17 protein-coding genes are annotated in these 15,866 nt (G+C 63.7%); 8 read left to right on the plus strand and 9 right to left on the minus strand.

The annotated features are described in order from the left end of the window. The first annotated feature begins 38 nt into the window (after window positions 1-38). The 6 genes from M1D43_RS18210 (at window position 39) to M1D43_RS18235 (ending at window position 4,836) form a co-directional block, all read left to right on the plus strand. Complete coding sequence (locus M1D43_RS18210) at window positions 39-983, plus strand: carbohydrate ABC transporter permease (protein WP_010975125.1); 945 nt, start codon at window positions 39-41, stop codon at window positions 981-983. Next, window positions 973-1,821 carry a carbohydrate ABC transporter permease gene (locus tag M1D43_RS18215; RefSeq protein ID WP_013850105.1) on the plus strand — a complete coding sequence of 283 codons (849 nt, stop codon included), beginning with the start codon at window positions 973-975 and terminating at the stop codon, window positions 1,819-1,821. The genes M1D43_RS18210 and M1D43_RS18215 overlap by 11 nt, the downstream gene beginning before the upstream one ends. Before the next feature lie 30 nt (window positions 1,822-1,851). Continuing rightward, complete coding sequence (locus M1D43_RS18220) at window positions 1,852-3,048, plus strand: glycoside hydrolase family 172 protein (RefSeq protein ID WP_013850104.1); 1,197 nt, start codon at window positions 1,852-1,854, stop codon at window positions 3,046-3,048. 1 nt (window position 3,049) lies between these two features. Beyond that, the gene (locus M1D43_RS18225; RefSeq protein ID WP_013850103.1) at window positions 3,050-4,141 is read left to right on the plus strand and encodes an ABC transporter ATP-binding protein; all 1,092 of its coding nucleotides are present in this window, start codon (window positions 3,050-3,052) and stop codon (window positions 4,139-4,141) included. A 119-nt stretch (window positions 4,142-4,260) separates the two neighbouring features. Beyond that, window positions 4,261-4,605 carry a hypothetical protein gene (locus M1D43_RS18230; protein WP_013850102.1) on the plus strand — a complete coding sequence of 115 codons (345 nt, stop codon included), beginning with the start codon at window positions 4,261-4,263 and terminating at the stop codon, window positions 4,603-4,605. A 39-nt stretch (window positions 4,606-4,644) separates the two neighbouring features. Then, the gene (locus M1D43_RS18235; protein WP_013850101.1) at window positions 4,645-4,836 is read left to right on the plus strand and encodes a hypothetical protein; all 192 of its coding nucleotides are present in this window, start codon (window positions 4,645-4,647) and stop codon (window positions 4,834-4,836) included. A gap of 95 nt (window positions 4,837-4,931) precedes the next feature. On the opposite strand, the gene M1D43_RS18240 is transcribed toward M1D43_RS18235, so the two are convergent. From M1D43_RS18240 to M1D43_RS18280, 9 genes are read right to left on the minus strand one after another with little or no spacing between them, the layout of a single operon-like run. Next, a complete protein-coding gene (locus M1D43_RS18240) occupies window positions 4,932-5,726 on the minus strand; it encodes a TIGR04290 family methyltransferase (protein ID WP_013850100.1) in 795 nt (264 codons plus the stop codon). Between the two features lie 2 nt (window positions 5,727-5,728). Then, window positions 5,729-6,769, minus strand: coding sequence for a UDP-glucuronic acid decarboxylase family protein (locus tag M1D43_RS18245; RefSeq protein ID WP_014527566.1), 1,041 nt, complete (start codon window positions 6,767-6,769; stop codon window positions 5,729-5,731). A gap of 19 nt (window positions 6,770-6,788) precedes the next feature. After that, window positions 6,789-7,907 carry a CgeB family protein gene (locus tag M1D43_RS18250; RefSeq protein WP_010975132.1) on the minus strand — a complete coding sequence of 373 codons (1,119 nt, stop codon included), beginning with the start codon at window positions 7,905-7,907 and terminating at the stop codon, window positions 6,789-6,791. Continuing rightward, window positions 7,904-8,989 carry a CgeB family protein gene (locus M1D43_RS18255; RefSeq protein WP_014527565.1) on the minus strand — a complete coding sequence of 362 codons (1,086 nt, stop codon included), beginning with the start codon at window positions 8,987-8,989 and terminating at the stop codon, window positions 7,904-7,906. Before M1D43_RS18255 ends, M1D43_RS18250 begins: the two co-directional genes overlap by 4 nt. Beyond that, window positions 8,986-10,116, minus strand: coding sequence for a CgeB family protein (locus tag M1D43_RS18260; RefSeq protein ID WP_010975134.1), 1,131 nt, complete (start codon window positions 10,114-10,116; stop codon window positions 8,986-8,988). Before M1D43_RS18260 ends, M1D43_RS18255 begins: the two co-directional genes overlap by 4 nt. Window positions 10,117-10,120: 4 nt before the next feature. Further along, the gene (locus tag M1D43_RS18265) at window positions 10,121-11,272 is read right to left on the minus strand and encodes a glycosyltransferase family 4 protein (protein WP_027989164.1); all 1,152 of its coding nucleotides are present in this window, start codon (window positions 11,270-11,272) and stop codon (window positions 10,121-10,123) included. Further along, window positions 11,269-12,390 carry an NAD-dependent epimerase/dehydratase family protein gene (locus M1D43_RS18270; RefSeq protein ID WP_027989165.1) on the minus strand — a complete coding sequence of 374 codons (1,122 nt, stop codon included), beginning with the start codon at window positions 12,388-12,390 and terminating at the stop codon, window positions 11,269-11,271. The genes M1D43_RS18265 and M1D43_RS18270 overlap by 4 nt, the downstream gene beginning before the upstream one ends. Further along, entirely contained in the window at window positions 12,387-13,493 is a 1,107-nt protein-coding gene (locus M1D43_RS18275) for an NAD-dependent epimerase/dehydratase family protein (protein ID WP_010975137.1), read from the minus strand. Before M1D43_RS18275 ends, M1D43_RS18270 begins: the two co-directional genes overlap by 4 nt. Beyond that, on the minus strand, window positions 13,490-13,834 hold the full coding sequence (locus tag M1D43_RS18280; protein ID WP_127514007.1) for a hypothetical protein: 345 nt from the start codon (window positions 13,832-13,834) through the stop codon (window positions 13,490-13,492). Before M1D43_RS18280 ends, M1D43_RS18275 begins: the two co-directional genes overlap by 4 nt. Between M1D43_RS18280 and M1D43_RS18285 the strand changes: the two genes are divergently transcribed. Beyond that, window positions 13,827-14,819: an MDR/zinc-dependent alcohol dehydrogenase-like family protein gene (locus M1D43_RS18285; protein WP_027989166.1), complete on the plus strand. Its 993-nt coding sequence runs from the start codon at window positions 13,827-13,829 to the stop codon at window positions 14,817-14,819. The two genes, M1D43_RS18280 and M1D43_RS18285, sit on opposite strands and share 8 nt — an antisense overlap. Beyond that, window positions 14,812-15,837 carry a Gfo/Idh/MocA family protein gene (locus tag M1D43_RS18290; RefSeq protein WP_015456580.1) on the plus strand — a complete coding sequence of 342 codons (1,026 nt, stop codon included), beginning with the start codon at window positions 14,812-14,814 and terminating at the stop codon, window positions 15,835-15,837. The genes M1D43_RS18285 and M1D43_RS18290 overlap by 8 nt, the downstream gene beginning before the upstream one ends. The last annotated feature ends 29 nt before the right edge of the window (window positions 15,838-15,866 follow it).

A 15,866-nucleotide genomic window follows, 5' to 3' on the forward strand; every position in this document is an offset into this window, starting at 1 on the left:
ACCGGATGCGGCCGCCTCAGTAAGCTGGACATGATGCCATGACAACGATTGCCCAATCGGCCGCGCGGCGCAGGCACGCCGGCCGAACCCGCCTTTCCGCCAAACATCGCGAATGGATCGCGGGCTATCTCTTCGTGCTGCCGGATGCGCTGGGGCTGTTCATTTTTCTCGGCGTCCCGATGGCGCTATCCCTGGTGCTCAGCGTCTTCGAGGTCAACGGTTTCGGCGGTTACTCCTTCGTCGGCGCCAGGAATTACCTGCGCATGTGGAACGACCCGCTGTTCTGGAAGGGAGCGAGGGTCACCGCGCTCTACGCCGCCATGCTGGTCCCGCTGCTCTACGTATGCGGGCTGGGTCTTGCCCTTCTCGTGCAGCGTACCGATCGCTTCAACGCGATCATGCGCTCGATGTTCTTTGCGCCGCACATGGTCAGCCTCGTCGTCGTCGCGCTCGTCTGGCAATTCATGGTCGTCGACAAGATCGGCGTTGTCAGCAGGCTGACCGCCGCTCTCGACATCGGCGGCATCTCCCTCCTCGGCGATCCCAACTTCGCGCTGATCACCATCGTCCTAGTCAGCGTCTGGTTCCTGATGGGATTCTACATGCTGATCTTCCTGGGCGGTCTGCAGGACATTCCCCGTCAATATTACGAGGCGGCGATGATCGACGGGGCGGGTGCCATCGCCCGCTTCTGGTTCATCACGCTGCCGCTTCTCAAGCCCACGAGCTTTTTCGTGATCATGGTGTCCATGGTCGCGGCCGTCGCAGGCGCGCAGGCCTTCGACATCATCTACGTCATGACCAAGGGCGGGCCTGCGAACGCCACGTCGGTGCTGATCGTCTATATCTATCAGCAGGCTTTCGGTTTCGGCGCCTTCGGCTATGCGGCAGCCATGGCCTCCATCCTGGTCGTGGCGCTCATGATCGTGACGGCTGTTTTCTTTGCTCTGACGCGGGGAGGACGGTTCCATCATGAGCAGTAAGCGTCCCCAGCCATTTTTCTCCCGATCGCAGGTCACGCTGGTCCGTGGCCTCTGGATGGTGGTGACGGCGATCCTCGCCTTCATGACGCTCTTTCCGCTCCTCTGGATGGTATCGATCGCCTTCAAGCCGGCCGCCGAGTCGTTCTCTTCGAACCTTATCCCGCAGGCACCGACGCTCGACAACTTCATCTATGTACTGACCGGCGTTCCGTTCATCCGATACATGGTCAACAGCTTCCTCGTGTCCGCCACGGTCACGGTCGTGGCGCTGTTCTTCCACACCATGGCCGGTTATGCGCTGGCGCGGCTGAGATTTCCCGGCCGAGAGGTGATGTTTCTCTCAATCTTCTCGACGTTCCTGGTCTCGCTGCCGGTGATCATCGTGCCGCTCTTCGTCATCGTCAAAGCCATGGGCATGCTCAACTCCTACGCAGGATTGATCATCCCGGCAATCTTCAATGCCTTCGGCATCTTCCTTCTCAGGCAGTATTACCTGTCGCTGCCCAAGGAGATCGAGGAAGCCGCCCGCATCGACGGCGCGGGTTACTGGCGGATCTACTGGAGCGTCATCCTCCCGCTCAGCCGCCCAATCATGTCGGCACTGGCGATCCTGTTTTTCCTGGCCAACTGGAACTCCTTCCTGTGGCCGCTCACCATCACCTCGGACCCCGATCTCTGGGTCGTCCAACTCGGGATTGCGAATTTCAAGAGCCAGTATTCGGCGTCCTGGAACTACATGATGGCCGCTTCCACGATCGTCGCCATTCCGACCCTCATCCTCTTCGTGATCTTCCAGAGGCAGATCATGGATTCCCTCAAGACCAGCGGGCTCAAGTGAGCTGCGAGCGATTACACAGGAGCAATTCGAATGACCAATGCCGGCCTCTCGCCCCTTCGCGGTCTCGCGAAGCTGCGCAAAGCGAAAACGCGCCGCTTCTCCAGCCATGACCGCACCGGCGGCAACGACGACAGGCTGCACATCGAACCCGGCAAGACGGTGGTGATCGGTGAATACGAAGGTGCCGGCATCGTCACCCATATCTGGGCGACGCTCGCATGCGAGAGCGAGGACTTCCTGCGCAAAATCGTGCTCAGGGCCTACTGGGACGGTGAGACGGAGCCGAGCATCGAAGCGCCTGTCGGCGACTTCTTCGGCATGGGCCATGCCCGCACCGCCAATTATACAAGCCTGCCGATGCAGGCCAGCCCGGAGGATGGCAAGGCCTTCAACTGCTACTTCCCCATGCCCTTCGGCTCGCAAATGAAGTTCACCGTCACCAACGAGGCCGAACACGACGTCCTCTTCTACTACTATATCGACCTCGAGCTTCACGATGTCCTCGAGGAGGACATGGGCCGTTTCCACGCACATTACCGTCAGGCACGGCCGGCGGGTATGAGCGAAGCCGGGCTGACCAACGAACAGTTCCTTTTCGGCGGCGAGAACGTCGATGGTCGAGAGAATTACACGATCCTTGAGGCCGAAGGGCGCGGCCATTACGTCGGCGTACTCTACAGCGTATACTCGCGGCGCCGTTCCGAGGTCTGGGATTGGTATGGCGAAGGCGACGACATGATCTTCATCGATGGCGAGCAGGGACTGTCGGTACCGGATACCGTGCGCAAGCCCGATCCGCGCATCGGTCCGAAGGCGGCGTTGATCGAACCGCGGCCCGAGTCTGAACCAGGTGCCAACGACGCCTGGCCACCGACCCTGCACGGCACGGGCACGGAAGACTATTTCAACACCGCCTGGTGTCCGACCCAGGATTATAGCGCGCCCTACCACGGCATCATCGCGGCCGGCGGCCCCAACTGGACCGAACCGGTAACGCTCTACCGCTGGCACATCGAAGATCCCGCCATCTTCCACAAGGCCATTCGGGTGACGATCGAACGGGGCCATGCCAACCGCCGCGGCGACGATATCTCCTCCGTAGCCTTCTGGTACCAGGCAGAGCCGCATAAGCCCTTCGGCAAGTTCCCCGATGTTGCGGACCGGGTACCGACTTATCGCCGCCCGTTCCACAACATGGAAGCGGCAATGAAAAAGGCGAGAGGCTGAGATGGCCAGCGTTGAAATAAGGAATGTGGTCAAGCGCTTTGGTGCGCTGGAAGTCGTCCATGGTGTCTCGGCAGAGATCGCCGACGGCGAATTCGTCGCGTTGGTCGGCCCGTCGGGCTGCGGCAAGTCCACCCTTCTGCGGATGATCGCGGGCCTTGAGGAAATCTCCGACGGAGCGGTCGTGATCGGAGGAGATATCGTCAATGAGGTCGCTCCGAAAGACCGCAATATTTCGATGGTCTTCCAGAACTATGCGCTCTACCCGCACATGACCGTTGCCGAGAACATGGCCTTCGCGCTTCGCTTGGCCCGCCTCCCTAAGGACGAGCAGAAGAGGAAGGTGGGCGAAGCGGCTACCATGCTCGGCCTCGACGGCCTGCTCGACCGGTATCCGGGGCAGCTCTCCGGCGGTCAGCGCCAGCGCGTCGCCATGGGGCGGGCCATCGTCCGCCGTCCTGAAGTCTTCCTGTTCGACGAACCCCTGTCAAATCTCGACGCAAAGCTCCGAGTGCAGATGCGTGCCGAGATCAAAGGTCTGCACCAGCGCCTTCGCACCACCAGCATCTACGTGACGCATGACCAGATCGAAGCCATGACGATGGCCGACCGCATTGTCGTGATGCGCGACGGCAACGTCGAGCAGATCGGGACGCCGCTGGAGATTTTCGACTATCCTCGCAATCTCTTCGTCGCGAGCTTCATCGGCAGTCCCTCGATGAACTTCATCCAAGGCGAGGTCGTTGACGGTACGTTCCGAGCGCCCGGCGGCATCACCATTCCTGCTCCCCATCTGGCCCCCAAGGGGTCGGCCGTCGCGGGAATAAGGCCGAACAAGCTGCAGATCGGCACTACCGGCCCCTTCGCCAAGGTGCTGATCGTGGAACCGACGGGCGACGAAACACACCTTTTGGTGGAGCTTGGCGGAGCGCAACTGGCCATGTTGCTTCGCGAACGCACCAGCCTCGCACCCGGTGACGAGATCGGCCTCGCCTTTGCCTCCGCTGATGTTCACTTCTTCGACGGTCAGACCACCCTGCGGCTTGGAGCGCTTCCCGGAGAAGTGCGAAACGGTTTTCCGTCCGCAAGTGCGTAGAACCAGCCGCGCGACCTCACCGCCAGTGGGCGCCGGTCAGGCCGGGCCCTGACGCTGCGGAGGAGCAGGGAACAAATACCGTGAAAGCCGGTTGAGTCGCGAAGCGGAAAGGAGCGACCATGTCCAAGCCGGCAAGCAATTCTGCGCAGGTGCGCGGCGACATCCAGCATGGAAGGACGGGTGACAAGAGGCGCGGCTTCGATCCCGCGGCGGCGCCGCTCGAGACTGACGACGAAGCAGGCGGTACGCCTCCCGGCAGTGAAGCGGTCCGAACCGCCAGGGCCGGGCAGGCGGAGGGGAGGCCGGCCGATACCTCTACCGAGTACAACGACGCGATGCGGCCGCTTGCAGCGGCGGAGACCGCCGGACCGAACAGGCAACGGCTGGGGCTGAGCCTGGCCATTGTAGCCATGGCCATCGTGATAGGCGGCTTGATCTACGCCGGCGGGCTTCTCTCGCCGTGAAAGCGGTTCTTCAAACAAGCCAATCGAAGGAGTCTCCAAATGCCTGACCGTCGACGCCCATCGAAAGATCCTCTATCGGAACTGGCCGCTCGCGAGGAAGCCATGTATTTGCGGCGCTCGTCGATGCGCTTTCTCGAATGTGCGATTCATCTCTGCGTGACGCATATGACGCTTCAGGAGGTGGCCGACCTGCTCGAGAAGGAAGCTGCGCAGCTTCGCCGCTTCGGATGAGGTCCGGCAGGGACGGGTCGTCAGCTCCTACGCGACGGTGAATTGCCCCTCTGGCCTGAAGGCCAGAGGCTCGGCTTCCCAGTCGCAGCCGTCATTCAATCCAGTCGCGCCTTGTTCCCGACATCTGCCGAACCTCCGAGGATCCTCAGGGTGGGCTCGTCCAGATACGGGCGCTCGCCGCGCCGCAGGAGATAGACTTCCCGCTCGGGATTGGCTTCGATGACGAAGCCTGCGCTTCGCAACATCGCCTCGACGCCGGCGCGGTTGGGAATGAACCAGTTGGTGGGGTCATCCGCGAAGCGGTGTTCGACGAAGAACAGCTTCGGATAGTCGGGCCGGTCGAAGATCTCCCACTCCCGGAAATCGTAATCACCCTTGAGGCTTGCAACGGAATCCGACCCGCGCTGCATGCACTGGAAGAGCATCTGGTCGCCGACGACGTGCTCGTAGAGAAGGTCGAGTGCCAGCAGCGGATGGCGTAGGTGATAGAGAACGCCCATGAAGATGACTAGGTCGAATCTCTCGCGAAGGCGTGCCGCGTCATAGACCGACATCAGCCTGTATTCGATGTCGACCCCCGCCTGCTCCGCGGCAAACTTCGCCTGCCGCAGATAGTGCGGGTCCGAGTCGATGCCGAGTACGCGTCCGGCATTGCGGCGTTTCATCTCCTGTGCGTAGAACCCCGCATTGCAGCCGATGTCGAGGACGCTCCTTCCTTCGAGGTCCTCCGGCACGACATGCCTGAAGGCCTTCCACTTCACCGCGGGATAGTCGCCGAGAAAGTGACCGGGCGCCGTCTCGATGCCCCCGATCCGCATGTTGTGGAACCAGGGACCGAGCGCCGCAATCTCTTGCGCGATGACCGTTCGGTCTTTCGTCTGTTGAACCATGATCACAGATCCTGACTGACGATGGAAAGTTGCGGCTGGCGCCGGGTGCGGCCGGACCGGCGTTCAGCGCGGCTTCCGCCAAGTGCGCTCTGGAACCAGGTGATCGTATGCGTCAGCCCGTCCTCCAGAGGAACTTTCGGCTCCCAACCGAGAAGCTTCCTGGCGCGCGCGATATCGGGACGGCGACGCTGCGGATCGTCCGCCGGCAGCGGCTCATGGACGATCGTCGAGGCCGTCTCGATCCTGGAGAGGACCAGCTCCGCCAGTTCAATGACGGTGAATTCTCCGGGATTGCCGAGGTTCACCGGTACCGCAGGGTTCTCCTTACGGTTCATCAGCCGGATCAGTCCGTCCACGAGATCGGAGACGTAGCAGAAGGAGCGCGTCTGCTCGCCACTGCCGTAAACAGTGAGCGGCTCGTTCTTCAGCGCCTGGACGATGAAGTTCGAAACGATCCGTCCGTCATTGGGGCGCATATGCGGACCGTAGGTGTTGAAGATGCGAGCGACCCGCGTGTCGACGCTTCCCGCCCTCAGACTGTCGAAGCACAGGGCTTCGGCCGCGCGTTTGCCCTCGTCGTAGCAGGCCCGCGGCCCGGTGCAATTGACGTGGCCCCAGTAGTTCTCCTGCTGCGGATGCTCCTCGGGATCGCCGTAGATCTCGCTTGTGGAGGCCTGCAGAAACGTGGCCCCGTGCCTTTCGGCGAGCCGCAGGAGATTTCCCGTCCCGGTCACGCTGGTCATCATCGTGTGGATGGGATCGGCCTGGTAGGACGGCGGCGAGGCCGGGCAGGCCAGATTGTAGATCTGGTCGACCGGTTCATCGATGTCGATTTCATCGCAGACGTCCTGTTCCACCATGGCGAAATAGGGGTTCGCCTGCAGGCCGATGAGATTGGCAGGGGAGCCGGTGAGATAGCTGTCGAGGCAGATCACCCGGTTGCCGGCGCCTAGAAGTGCTGTACAAAGGTGCGATCCGACAAAGCCGGCCCCGCCGGCAACCAGGATGATCTTTCCTCGGCTTGCTTTGTTTCTTTTAGCCATCGGCCGTTCTCCTTTCGGGTTAAACCGGAAGCCGCCGCTCGGAACGCCTGGTGGCGAGACCGGTCCTGGCGGCGACGCTTTCGATTGCCTCGACAAAGGTCCGTGCGCGCGCCGCGGAACTGTGCGCGGCGGCGACGCGTCGATAGGCGCAATCGGCAAGTGCTTTGCGTTGTTCTTCGCCGAGCCTCGTCAATGCCGTGACGACATCGGCGCTGTTCTGCGCGATGATCACGGCCTCGCCGGCCGGGAAGAAACTTTCGATCCCCTCCCACCAGTCGCTGACGAGCGGCGTGCGGCACGCGGCCGCCTCGAAGAGGCGAACGCTTGGGGACCAGCCGGCTGCCACCATGTCGGCTCGCGTGACGTTCAGGGTGAATCGCTGGCGGCTGTAGAATTCAGCATGTTTGCCGGGCGGCAGATGTTCGATGCGCTGGACGTTTGCGGGCCAGTCGATGTCATCAGGATAGCTCGGCCCGGCCACGACGAAGCGCATGTCCGGCAAGCGCCGCGCCGGCTCGATCAACAGGCGTTCGAGCGCGGGCTGCCTGTCGGGGCTGAAGGTGCCGAGATAGCCGAGGTCCCACTCCGTGGCCGCACCGGTATCGCGATAGGCGTCGAGGTCGACGGCGCAATAGAGGGGTACCGGCCGCCGCGCCGCGAACTCGTCCCGCAGCCGGTCAAGCGTTCTGCCGCCGGAGAAGGAAAAATAAATGTCGAACGCCGCAACCTGTCTTCGCGCGAGAAACTCCTCGTCGCCGCGCTCGAGCTTGGCGAGCGTCACGGGCGTGTCGATGTCGTAGAAGCACAGGCGTTTCGGTCCGAGATCCGCGACCACGTCGATGACCTCCACCCCATCAGGCACATAGGAGCCGATGACGACGGCATCCGCGCCGAAAAGCCTGTGCGCATGCTTGGAGACGAGTTCGTACGGGTCCGTGTAGAACACGAGGTCGCAGAAATCCGGCGCGGCCAGATCGCGGTTGCTCGCATACCAGGGCACGTCCCGTTCCAGGAACGTCACCTTGTGCCCGGCAGCGTCGAGCGCGCGAAGCAAAGCACGATAGGTCGTCGCATGACCGTTGCCCCACGAGGAGGACAGCGAGAGACCGAGAATGACGATGTCGAGCGGTCGCTTCATTCGGCAGCCTCCATGCGGTGCGCCCGCCGCAAGACGCGATCCACCTCCTCGGCACGATGCGCATAGGTATGCTCGGCGAGAACGCGGCGGAGCGCCCGCTCGCCGATCTCCCTGGCGCCGGCAGCCGTCAGCTTCTGCATCAGTTCGGCGACGTCCCGGCCGTCTCTGGCGACCAGCACTTCTTCTCCGGGCTTCAGGAAGAGCTCGATGCCCTCCCAGTAGTCGGTGATCAGGCAGGCGCCGGCGCCCGCGGCCTCGAAGACGCGGGTTGCCGGCGAGAAGCCGTTTTCGGCCATGCTGGCGCGTGAAATATTCAGGACGGCATTCGGCGTCGTGTTGAAGGCATTGTGGTCGGCGGTCGGGACGTGTCCGATATAGGCGACATTCGGGGACAGAGACTTGTCGTGCCACCCGGATCCGCCGAGCAGGAAACGCCGCTGCCAGAGCTTTTGCGCCGGCTCGAGGAAGAAGGCCTCCACGCGCTCCTCCCGATCTGGCAGGCGGTTGCCGAGGAAGGCGAGATCGGCGACAAAGCGCGGATCCGGCGGCACCGGATGGTGCGTCTCGGGATCGACGGCATTGTAGATCGGAACGCATTCGCGGGCACCGAGCACGCGATAGGCGTCGACCACGGGATCGCCGCCGCCATAGGTCAGCACAAGATCCAGGGAGGAAAGCGCGCGGCGAAGCGGGTGGTCGGGTGCGGCCTTGAGCTCGGCCAGAGTGGCTGGTGCATCGACATCCCAGAAGATTTTCAGCGCCGCCGAGTCTGCCGCGGCCATCACCTCGGCAAGCAGCAGCTCGTCCTCGAAGCCGACGCCGCTCGCCTTGACGACGATCTCCGCCTTGGCTGCTTCCTGCGCCACTCGCTTCAACGCCTCGACGGTCCCGTCATAGACGACGACCCTGCACCAGGAGGGCGGGTCGATATCGCGGTGCTTCTGCCGATCGTAGACATCAGGCTCGTAGAAGGTGATCTGATAACCCCGTTCGGCAAGCGCACGGAGCAGGCCGCGATAATAGGTGGCCGCGCCGTTCCAGTAGGCCGAAACGAGACTCGATCCGTAAAATGCCAGTCTCATACCTCGACCTCCTCCGAAATGATCTGTCGCGCGCCGGAGCGCGGCCTGTAGGAGGCCACGATGGCGAGCAGCTCGTCGACGCGATGGCTGCATGTGTGGCGCGCCCGGACCGTCTCCAATCCGCAGGCGGTCATCTCCGCGGCGAAGTCCGGTTCGGCGAGCAGCTGGCGCAGAAGGCGCGTCATCTCCTTGCCGTCCTTGGCAAGGCAAAAATCCTTGCCCGGCCGGAAAAGCCCTTCAGCATCGGTCCATGGCGCCGAAATCAGCGGAATGCCGCAGGCAAGCGCCTCGAAGACGCGGATTGTCGGTATTCCCGGCAGAGCCTCGACATAGGGCCGGCGCGGAATGTGCACGGTGACCCGATGCTCGGCGAAAGCCCGCGGAACGGCGGCATTGGCGAGCCAGCCGCCATAGTCGATTTTTGCGGAGCGCAAGGCCCTGAGCGCGGCCTTGGGATATCGCACGCCGCGGACGGTCGTCCTGAGCTTCAGCTTTTTCGCCGGTTCGACCAGAAAGGACATGATCTCGCTGCTGCGCTCGTCGTCGCCCCAATTGCCGATCCAGATGAGCTCGCCCCGCTTCTCCACTTCCGGCATCGGGTGGAACAGCGAGGTATCCGCAGCCTCGTGCCAGGTATGGACATGCCTTCCCCAGCCCGCCTGCAGATAGCGCTCCCGCAGCGCCTCACCGAAGGCCAGAACGAAGTCGTAACCGGAAAGGTCGAGCCGGGCGATGTCCCGCTCGGCGCTGACGGCGCGGTGATGGGTATCGTGGAAAGCGAGCGTGAAGCGGCCGCCTTTCAGGCGAATGCGGCCGAGCTCGGCGACGAGGGCGGGATCGGTCCACTCATGCACGATGACCATGTCGGCCTCGCAGGCCGCCGCTTCATGCTCGAAATCGGTTCCGTAGATCCCGACCCGCAAATCCGGGAAGGCCTTGCGGAAGGCCGCGATCGCTCCGTTACCCTGATCTACGATGAGATTGCGCCGGCTCCAGGAATCGCCGGGCTCGAGCGCTACGGCCTCGTGGCCGCGCCGGATGAGTTCGCGCATGATGCCGCGCAGAAAATGCGCATTGCCGTGGTTCCAGTCGGACACCAATGAGTGGGTGTAGAAGAGAAATCGCATCCGCTCACTCCGCTGCCGTCAATCGATCGGACCCGCTCATCACGCGCCGGTAGGCGGCGAGCACCGCGTCGCGCTGGGCCTCGACGGTGAAATCGGCCGAGCGCAGCCGCGCCCGCCGGCCAAGGTCGGCCCTGAGCTTTGCATCCTCCGTCAGCCGGTTGACGGCTTCGGCAAAGGCGGCGGGATCGCCGGGGTCGGCGAAAAGGGCGGCACCCTCCCAGAGCTCGCGATAGGTTTCGATGTCGGCGAGAACCAGTGCAGCGCCTGCGCGCGCCGCCTCCAGCGCCACCAGGCCGAAGGGTTCGTAGACCGATGGAGAGACGACGATCGCGGCCCTCGACATCAGCGTCATCGTCCGGTCGTGGCTGAGCTCGCCTTCGTGATCGGCATGCATGATCGCCAGGTGCTGCCCGTTCGGCCCTTCGCAGGCACCGGCCATCACGACCGGCCAGTCTATGTCGGCGGCCGCCCTGTCGAGCACGGCGCCATTCTTGCCTTCGTCCCACCAGCGACCGGCGGCAAAAACGAAGTTTTCCCTGGCGCTGACGAAGCATGCATTCCGGCTCGCATTATAGACGACTGCGAGATCGTGGATTTCACCGTAAGTACGCGTCAGGGCCGCGGCATGGCTTCGGCTCGGCGCGAGCACCAGGTCGGCGCGGTCGAATCCCAGCCGGTTCAATCGCTTCTGCCAGCGCCAGGCTTCCGGCAGACCGGACCCGCGCACCGCAGCGAACCAGGTGGCGACGCAGGAATGCGAGACGGTGACGACGGGGACCTCCGCCGTTATTCGCGCGGCTTGGGACGGCAGGTTGAGATGGAGGAGATCGACGGAATGCCTGAGCGCAAGTTCGGACAGGAGCTGCGGCACGCGGTCGAGCTCGCTCTCGTCTTCGACCATCCAGTCGAGCGGTGTCGAGAGCCATTCGAGCCGGCCGATGCTCTTCGCCTCGCGCCGTTGCTCCGGGGAAGGTTGAGGGCCGAGGCCGACGATCAGCGTCTCCACGCCGGAACCCCGCATGGCGGCAGCGAGATCCATAGCATAGCGCCAGACGCCGCCCACGGCATCGACCGTCATCAATACCCGCCGCGGCAGTGGGCCGGAGACGTCGTGACGGTCGTCAAATCCAGCGGCGGAAAAGGGGGGAAGGCTCATGCGGTGACCCTCCGCGGTTGGCGCCGGATCCCGCTGACCGCGCCCCGATCGTCGTGAAGCCAGGCGTAGAGGTCGCGCAAGCCCTCGCGCCAGGGCATCCCGGCCTTCCAGCCGAGCGCATCGGCGATCGCGCGCGTATCGGCGACGAAGTACAATTGGTCGCCGGCGCGCCAATCGCTTTTTGCCGTCGCGAGCTTGCGGCCGGTCAAAAGCTCGATCTCGTTCAGCACGTCGACAATGCTGACGGCATTGCCGGGTCCGCCTCCAAGATTGAAAGCGCGCCCCTTCAGGCGGTCGATCGAGTTCAGGAGCGCCCTGTAGGCCGCGACCGCATCGGTGACATGAAGAATGTCGCGGACCTGCTTGCCGTCGCCATAGATCGAAATCGGCTCGCCGGCGAGCGCGCGAATGAGGAAATGGGCGACCCAGCCCTGGTCCTCGGTGCCGAACTGCCTCGGCCCATAGACGCAGCTCATCCTGAGCACGGCGGTCGGCAAGCCAAAGGAGCGGGCATAATCTAGCACATACTGGTCGGCGACGCCCTTCGAGCAGCCGTAGGGTGTACAGAAATCGAGCGGTTGGGTCTCGCTGACGCCATGCTCGCGCGTCGCTTCGTCGGCCGGCATGTAGCGGCCCCGCATGTCCTGCATCTCGATGTGCCCGAGCGCGCCATAGACCTTGTTTGTGCTGGCGAAGATGACTGGCGCGCGGCGCCCGGCCAGGCGTGCGGCTTCGAGCACGTTGAGCGTGCCGCGGGCATTCGTCTCGAAATCGTCCGTCGGCCGCTCGAGGCTGGTGGTTACCGCCGTCTGGGCCGCAAAATGAAACACGGCCTTGGCGTCTCTGAAGGCAGCTTCGATCGCGCCGAGGTCGCGGATATCGGCGATCAAGGCCTCGACGGCGCGGCCGTGGTCGTCCACCAGCCATTCGAGGTTTCGCTCGACGCCGGGACGGCTGAGATTGTCGAGAACGATCACGTGCTCGCCGTCGCGCAGAAAGCTGTCGGCGAGATTGCAGCCGAGAAAGCCGCTGCCGCCTACGACCAGGATCGGCGCCGCCTTGCCGGAAAGAGCGGGCGCCGCCAGATGCCGGTCCGTGCCGACGGTCCGGCCGCTCATAGGACCAGCCCCCGTGCTTCCAGATGGCGTTTCATCTCGGCACCGCGGTCGATCGCGCCGGCGCTGCGGACCCATTGGGCGAAATCCGCAAGCGAATCCTCGAGCCGGTGGGCCGGTTCGAAGCCGAGAAGGTCGCGTGCCTTGGCGATATCGGCGAAGCAATTGCGGATGTCGCCGGAGCGGGCCTTGTTGATGATCTCCGGCTCGATATCGGGGACACCCATCGCTTCGGCAAGCAGCGAGGCGATGTCCGCAATGGCGTAGGCGTTGCCGCTGCCTATATTGATGACGTGGCCGGCGGCGTGCGGCTGTTCGAGCGCCAGCCGGAAGGCACGCGCCACGTCGCGGACATGCACGAAGTCGCGTTTCTGGCGGCCGTCCTCGAAGACCATCGGCGATTGCCCGTTGGCAAGCCGGGAAGCGAAGTTGGCAAGCACGCCGGTATAGGGGTTGGAAAGTGCCTGGCCGGCGCCGTAGACGTTGAATAGCCGCAGCGCCACCGCGTCCGTGCCATAGGCTTCCCCGAATATAAGGACCTGACGCTCCTGCGCATATTTGGTGAGCGCGTAGATCGAAGCGAGATCGACGGGCTTGTTCTCGTCGGTGGCGATCGGCCTCAGGCGTTCGCCGTCAGGACCGGACGGGTTCCAGGCGCCGGCCTTGATCTCGGCGGGGGATCGCCGGATATGCGCACGGCGCTCGCCTGCCGTAGTCTCGTACAAGCCCTCGCCGTAAACGCTCATGGAAGAGGCGACGACGATCCGCCGGATCGGCATGCCGATCATCGCCTCGAGAAGGACGGCGGTGCCCAGGTCGTTCACGCCGACATAGCGGGAAATCTCATACATCGACTGGCCGACGCCGACTTCCGCGGCGAGATGAATGACGTGATCGACGTCCTTCAGCGCGCTTTTCACCGCGTCTGCGTCGCATATGTCGGCGCGCCGCATGTCTACTTCCGGTGGCAGCGTGACCTGCGCATCCGCATGGACCTGATCGTTCAACGCATCGAGGACGCGCAGGTCGTAGTTCCTTGAAAGAAGCTCTTCGACAACATGCCGCCCTATGAAGCCGCAGCCGCCGGTAACAAGTACTTTTGTCATAATGCACCTGATGATGACCAATCAGAGATAGAGACAAACCTCCAACAAACCTGCGTCGCAAATGTTCCTTCTTCTTTGACTTCTTCTTCTTTGATGTTCTTCTTTGATCCCCCGCGGGGCGTCGCCCGTGCCAAGGTACAAACCTCTCTTTCGCGGGAGTGTTCCACGCGAACTGCGGGCATCAGGAACAAAAGCTGCAACATCAAGTTAAGGGCGGAAGGCTCTTGAACATTGCTCAGAGCTTTCTTTGGCCGGGGCAGGGGCGGGTCCGGCGGACCTCGCGACACCCTTTTCGGGCTGCCGGACAGGTCTCCACCGAGGGAAGGAGCTGACATGAACATCAGCATATCTCAGCGGACGGACACGATGTCCGCCGCTATCGTCACCGGGCCGGGTACCGTGCGCATAGAGACGTTGCCGTTGCCGCAACCGGGTCGCGGCCAGGTGCGGATAAGGCTCGAAGGCTGCGGCGTATGCGCCTCCAATCTCGTTCCCTGGGCGGGTCCGGAATGGATGCAGTTTCCGACGGAACCCGGCGCGCTCGGACACGAGGGCTGGGGAATTATCGACGCGGTCGGCGAGGACGTGCACGGTTTCGCGACGGGCGATCGCGTGGCGGCGCTTTCCTACCATGCCTATGCCACGCACGATATCGCCGATCAGAGCGCAATCGCACCCTTGCCGGCGTCTCTTGCAGATCAGCCCTTTCCCGGCGAACCGCTCGGCTGTGCCTTCAACATCTTCCGGCGCAGCGCGATCAGTCCGGGAGAGACCGTGGCGATCGTCGGCATCGGTTTTCTCGGGATTCTTCTGACCGAGCTCGCAAGCGCTGCCGGCGCGCGGGTGATAGCGATATCGCGCAGGCCGTCTTCGCTCGCCGCGGCCAAGCAGGCCGGCGCGAGCCAAGTGATTCCCATGGACGATCACTGGCGGATCATCGAAGAGGTGAAGCAACTGACCGGCGGGCGCTTCTGCGATTGCGTCATCGAGGCGGTCGGCAAGCAATGGCCGCTCGATCTTGCCGGCGAACTGACGAAGGAGCGCGGCAGGCTCGTCGTCGCAGGCTATCACCAGGATGGCCCGCGACAGGTGAACATGCAGCTCTGGAACTGGCGCGGCCTCGACGTGATCAACGCGCATGAACGCGATCCTGCCGTCTACATGCGCGGCATGAACGAGGCGATCGAAGCGACCGCAGCGGGTCGGTTCTCTCCCTCGCGGCTCTACACCCATCGGTTCCCGCTCGAAGAACTCGGCGCCGCGCTCGACATGACGCGCGACCGGCCGGAAGGTTTCATCAAAGCGCTGGTGATCTGCCATGAGTGACGCAATGCAGCTTTCAACGAGCCCGAAGGCCATCATCCGCCCCCGCGTCGGCTTTCTCGGCGTTGGAAGAATCGGCTTCCACCGGATGAAGGCGGTGGTCGAAACCGGATCCGTCGAAACCGTCGCGATCTTCGATCCATCGCCGGAAATGGCGGCGGCGGCCCGCGAGTTGACCCCCGAGGCTTCCGTCGTGAACTCGCTCGAGGCACTGCTCGACCACGAGCTCGACGGCATCGTGATCGCCTCGCCGAGCGCGCTCCACGCCGCCCAATCGATTGTGGCTCTGGAGCAGGGCGTGGCGGTTTTTTGCCAAAAACCGCTCGGCCGCACGCGCGACGAGACCGCGGCGGTGGTCGAAACCGCCCGGCATGTCGACAGGCTTTTGAGCGTCGATCTCTCCTATCGCTACACCGACGGCATGCGGCAGATCCGCGACCTGATCGCGTCGGGCGAACTCGGCACCGTGTTCGCGGTGGACCTCACCTTTCACAACGCCTACGGGCCGAGCAAGCCGTGGTTCTACGACAAGGCGCTTTCCGGCGGCGGCTGCGTCATAGATCTCGGCGTGCACCTGGTCGACCTCCTCCTATGGGTCCTCGGGTTCCCGGACGTCGCTCGGGTGGAAAGCAGGCTCTTCGCCAAAGGTCTGCCCATCCGCCGCGACGGCGACGAGGTCGAGGATTACGCGGTCGCTACAGTCGAACTGGCCAACGGCGTTCTCGCCCGGATCGCATGCTCATGGCATCTGCAGGCCGGATGCGATGCGGTGATCAGCGCCGACTTCTACGGCACCGAAGGCGGCGCTAGCCTTAGAAACGTCAACGGATCGTATCTGGACTTCACGGCCGAACGCTATCGCGGCACGCAAGGCGAGGTGCTTGCGGTTCCCCCCGACGCCTGGGGTGGACGCGCGGCGGCCGGCTGGGCCGAGAGGCTGGCCGCAGGCGAGCGCTTCGATCCCGACAACGAGTATCTGGTCACGGTGGCGGATGTGCTGGACAGGATTTATGGGCGGTAGGGTGGCGTGCGGCCCGCTGCGACTCCATC

The organism is Ensifer sp. R1-3, assembly GCF_056739175.1.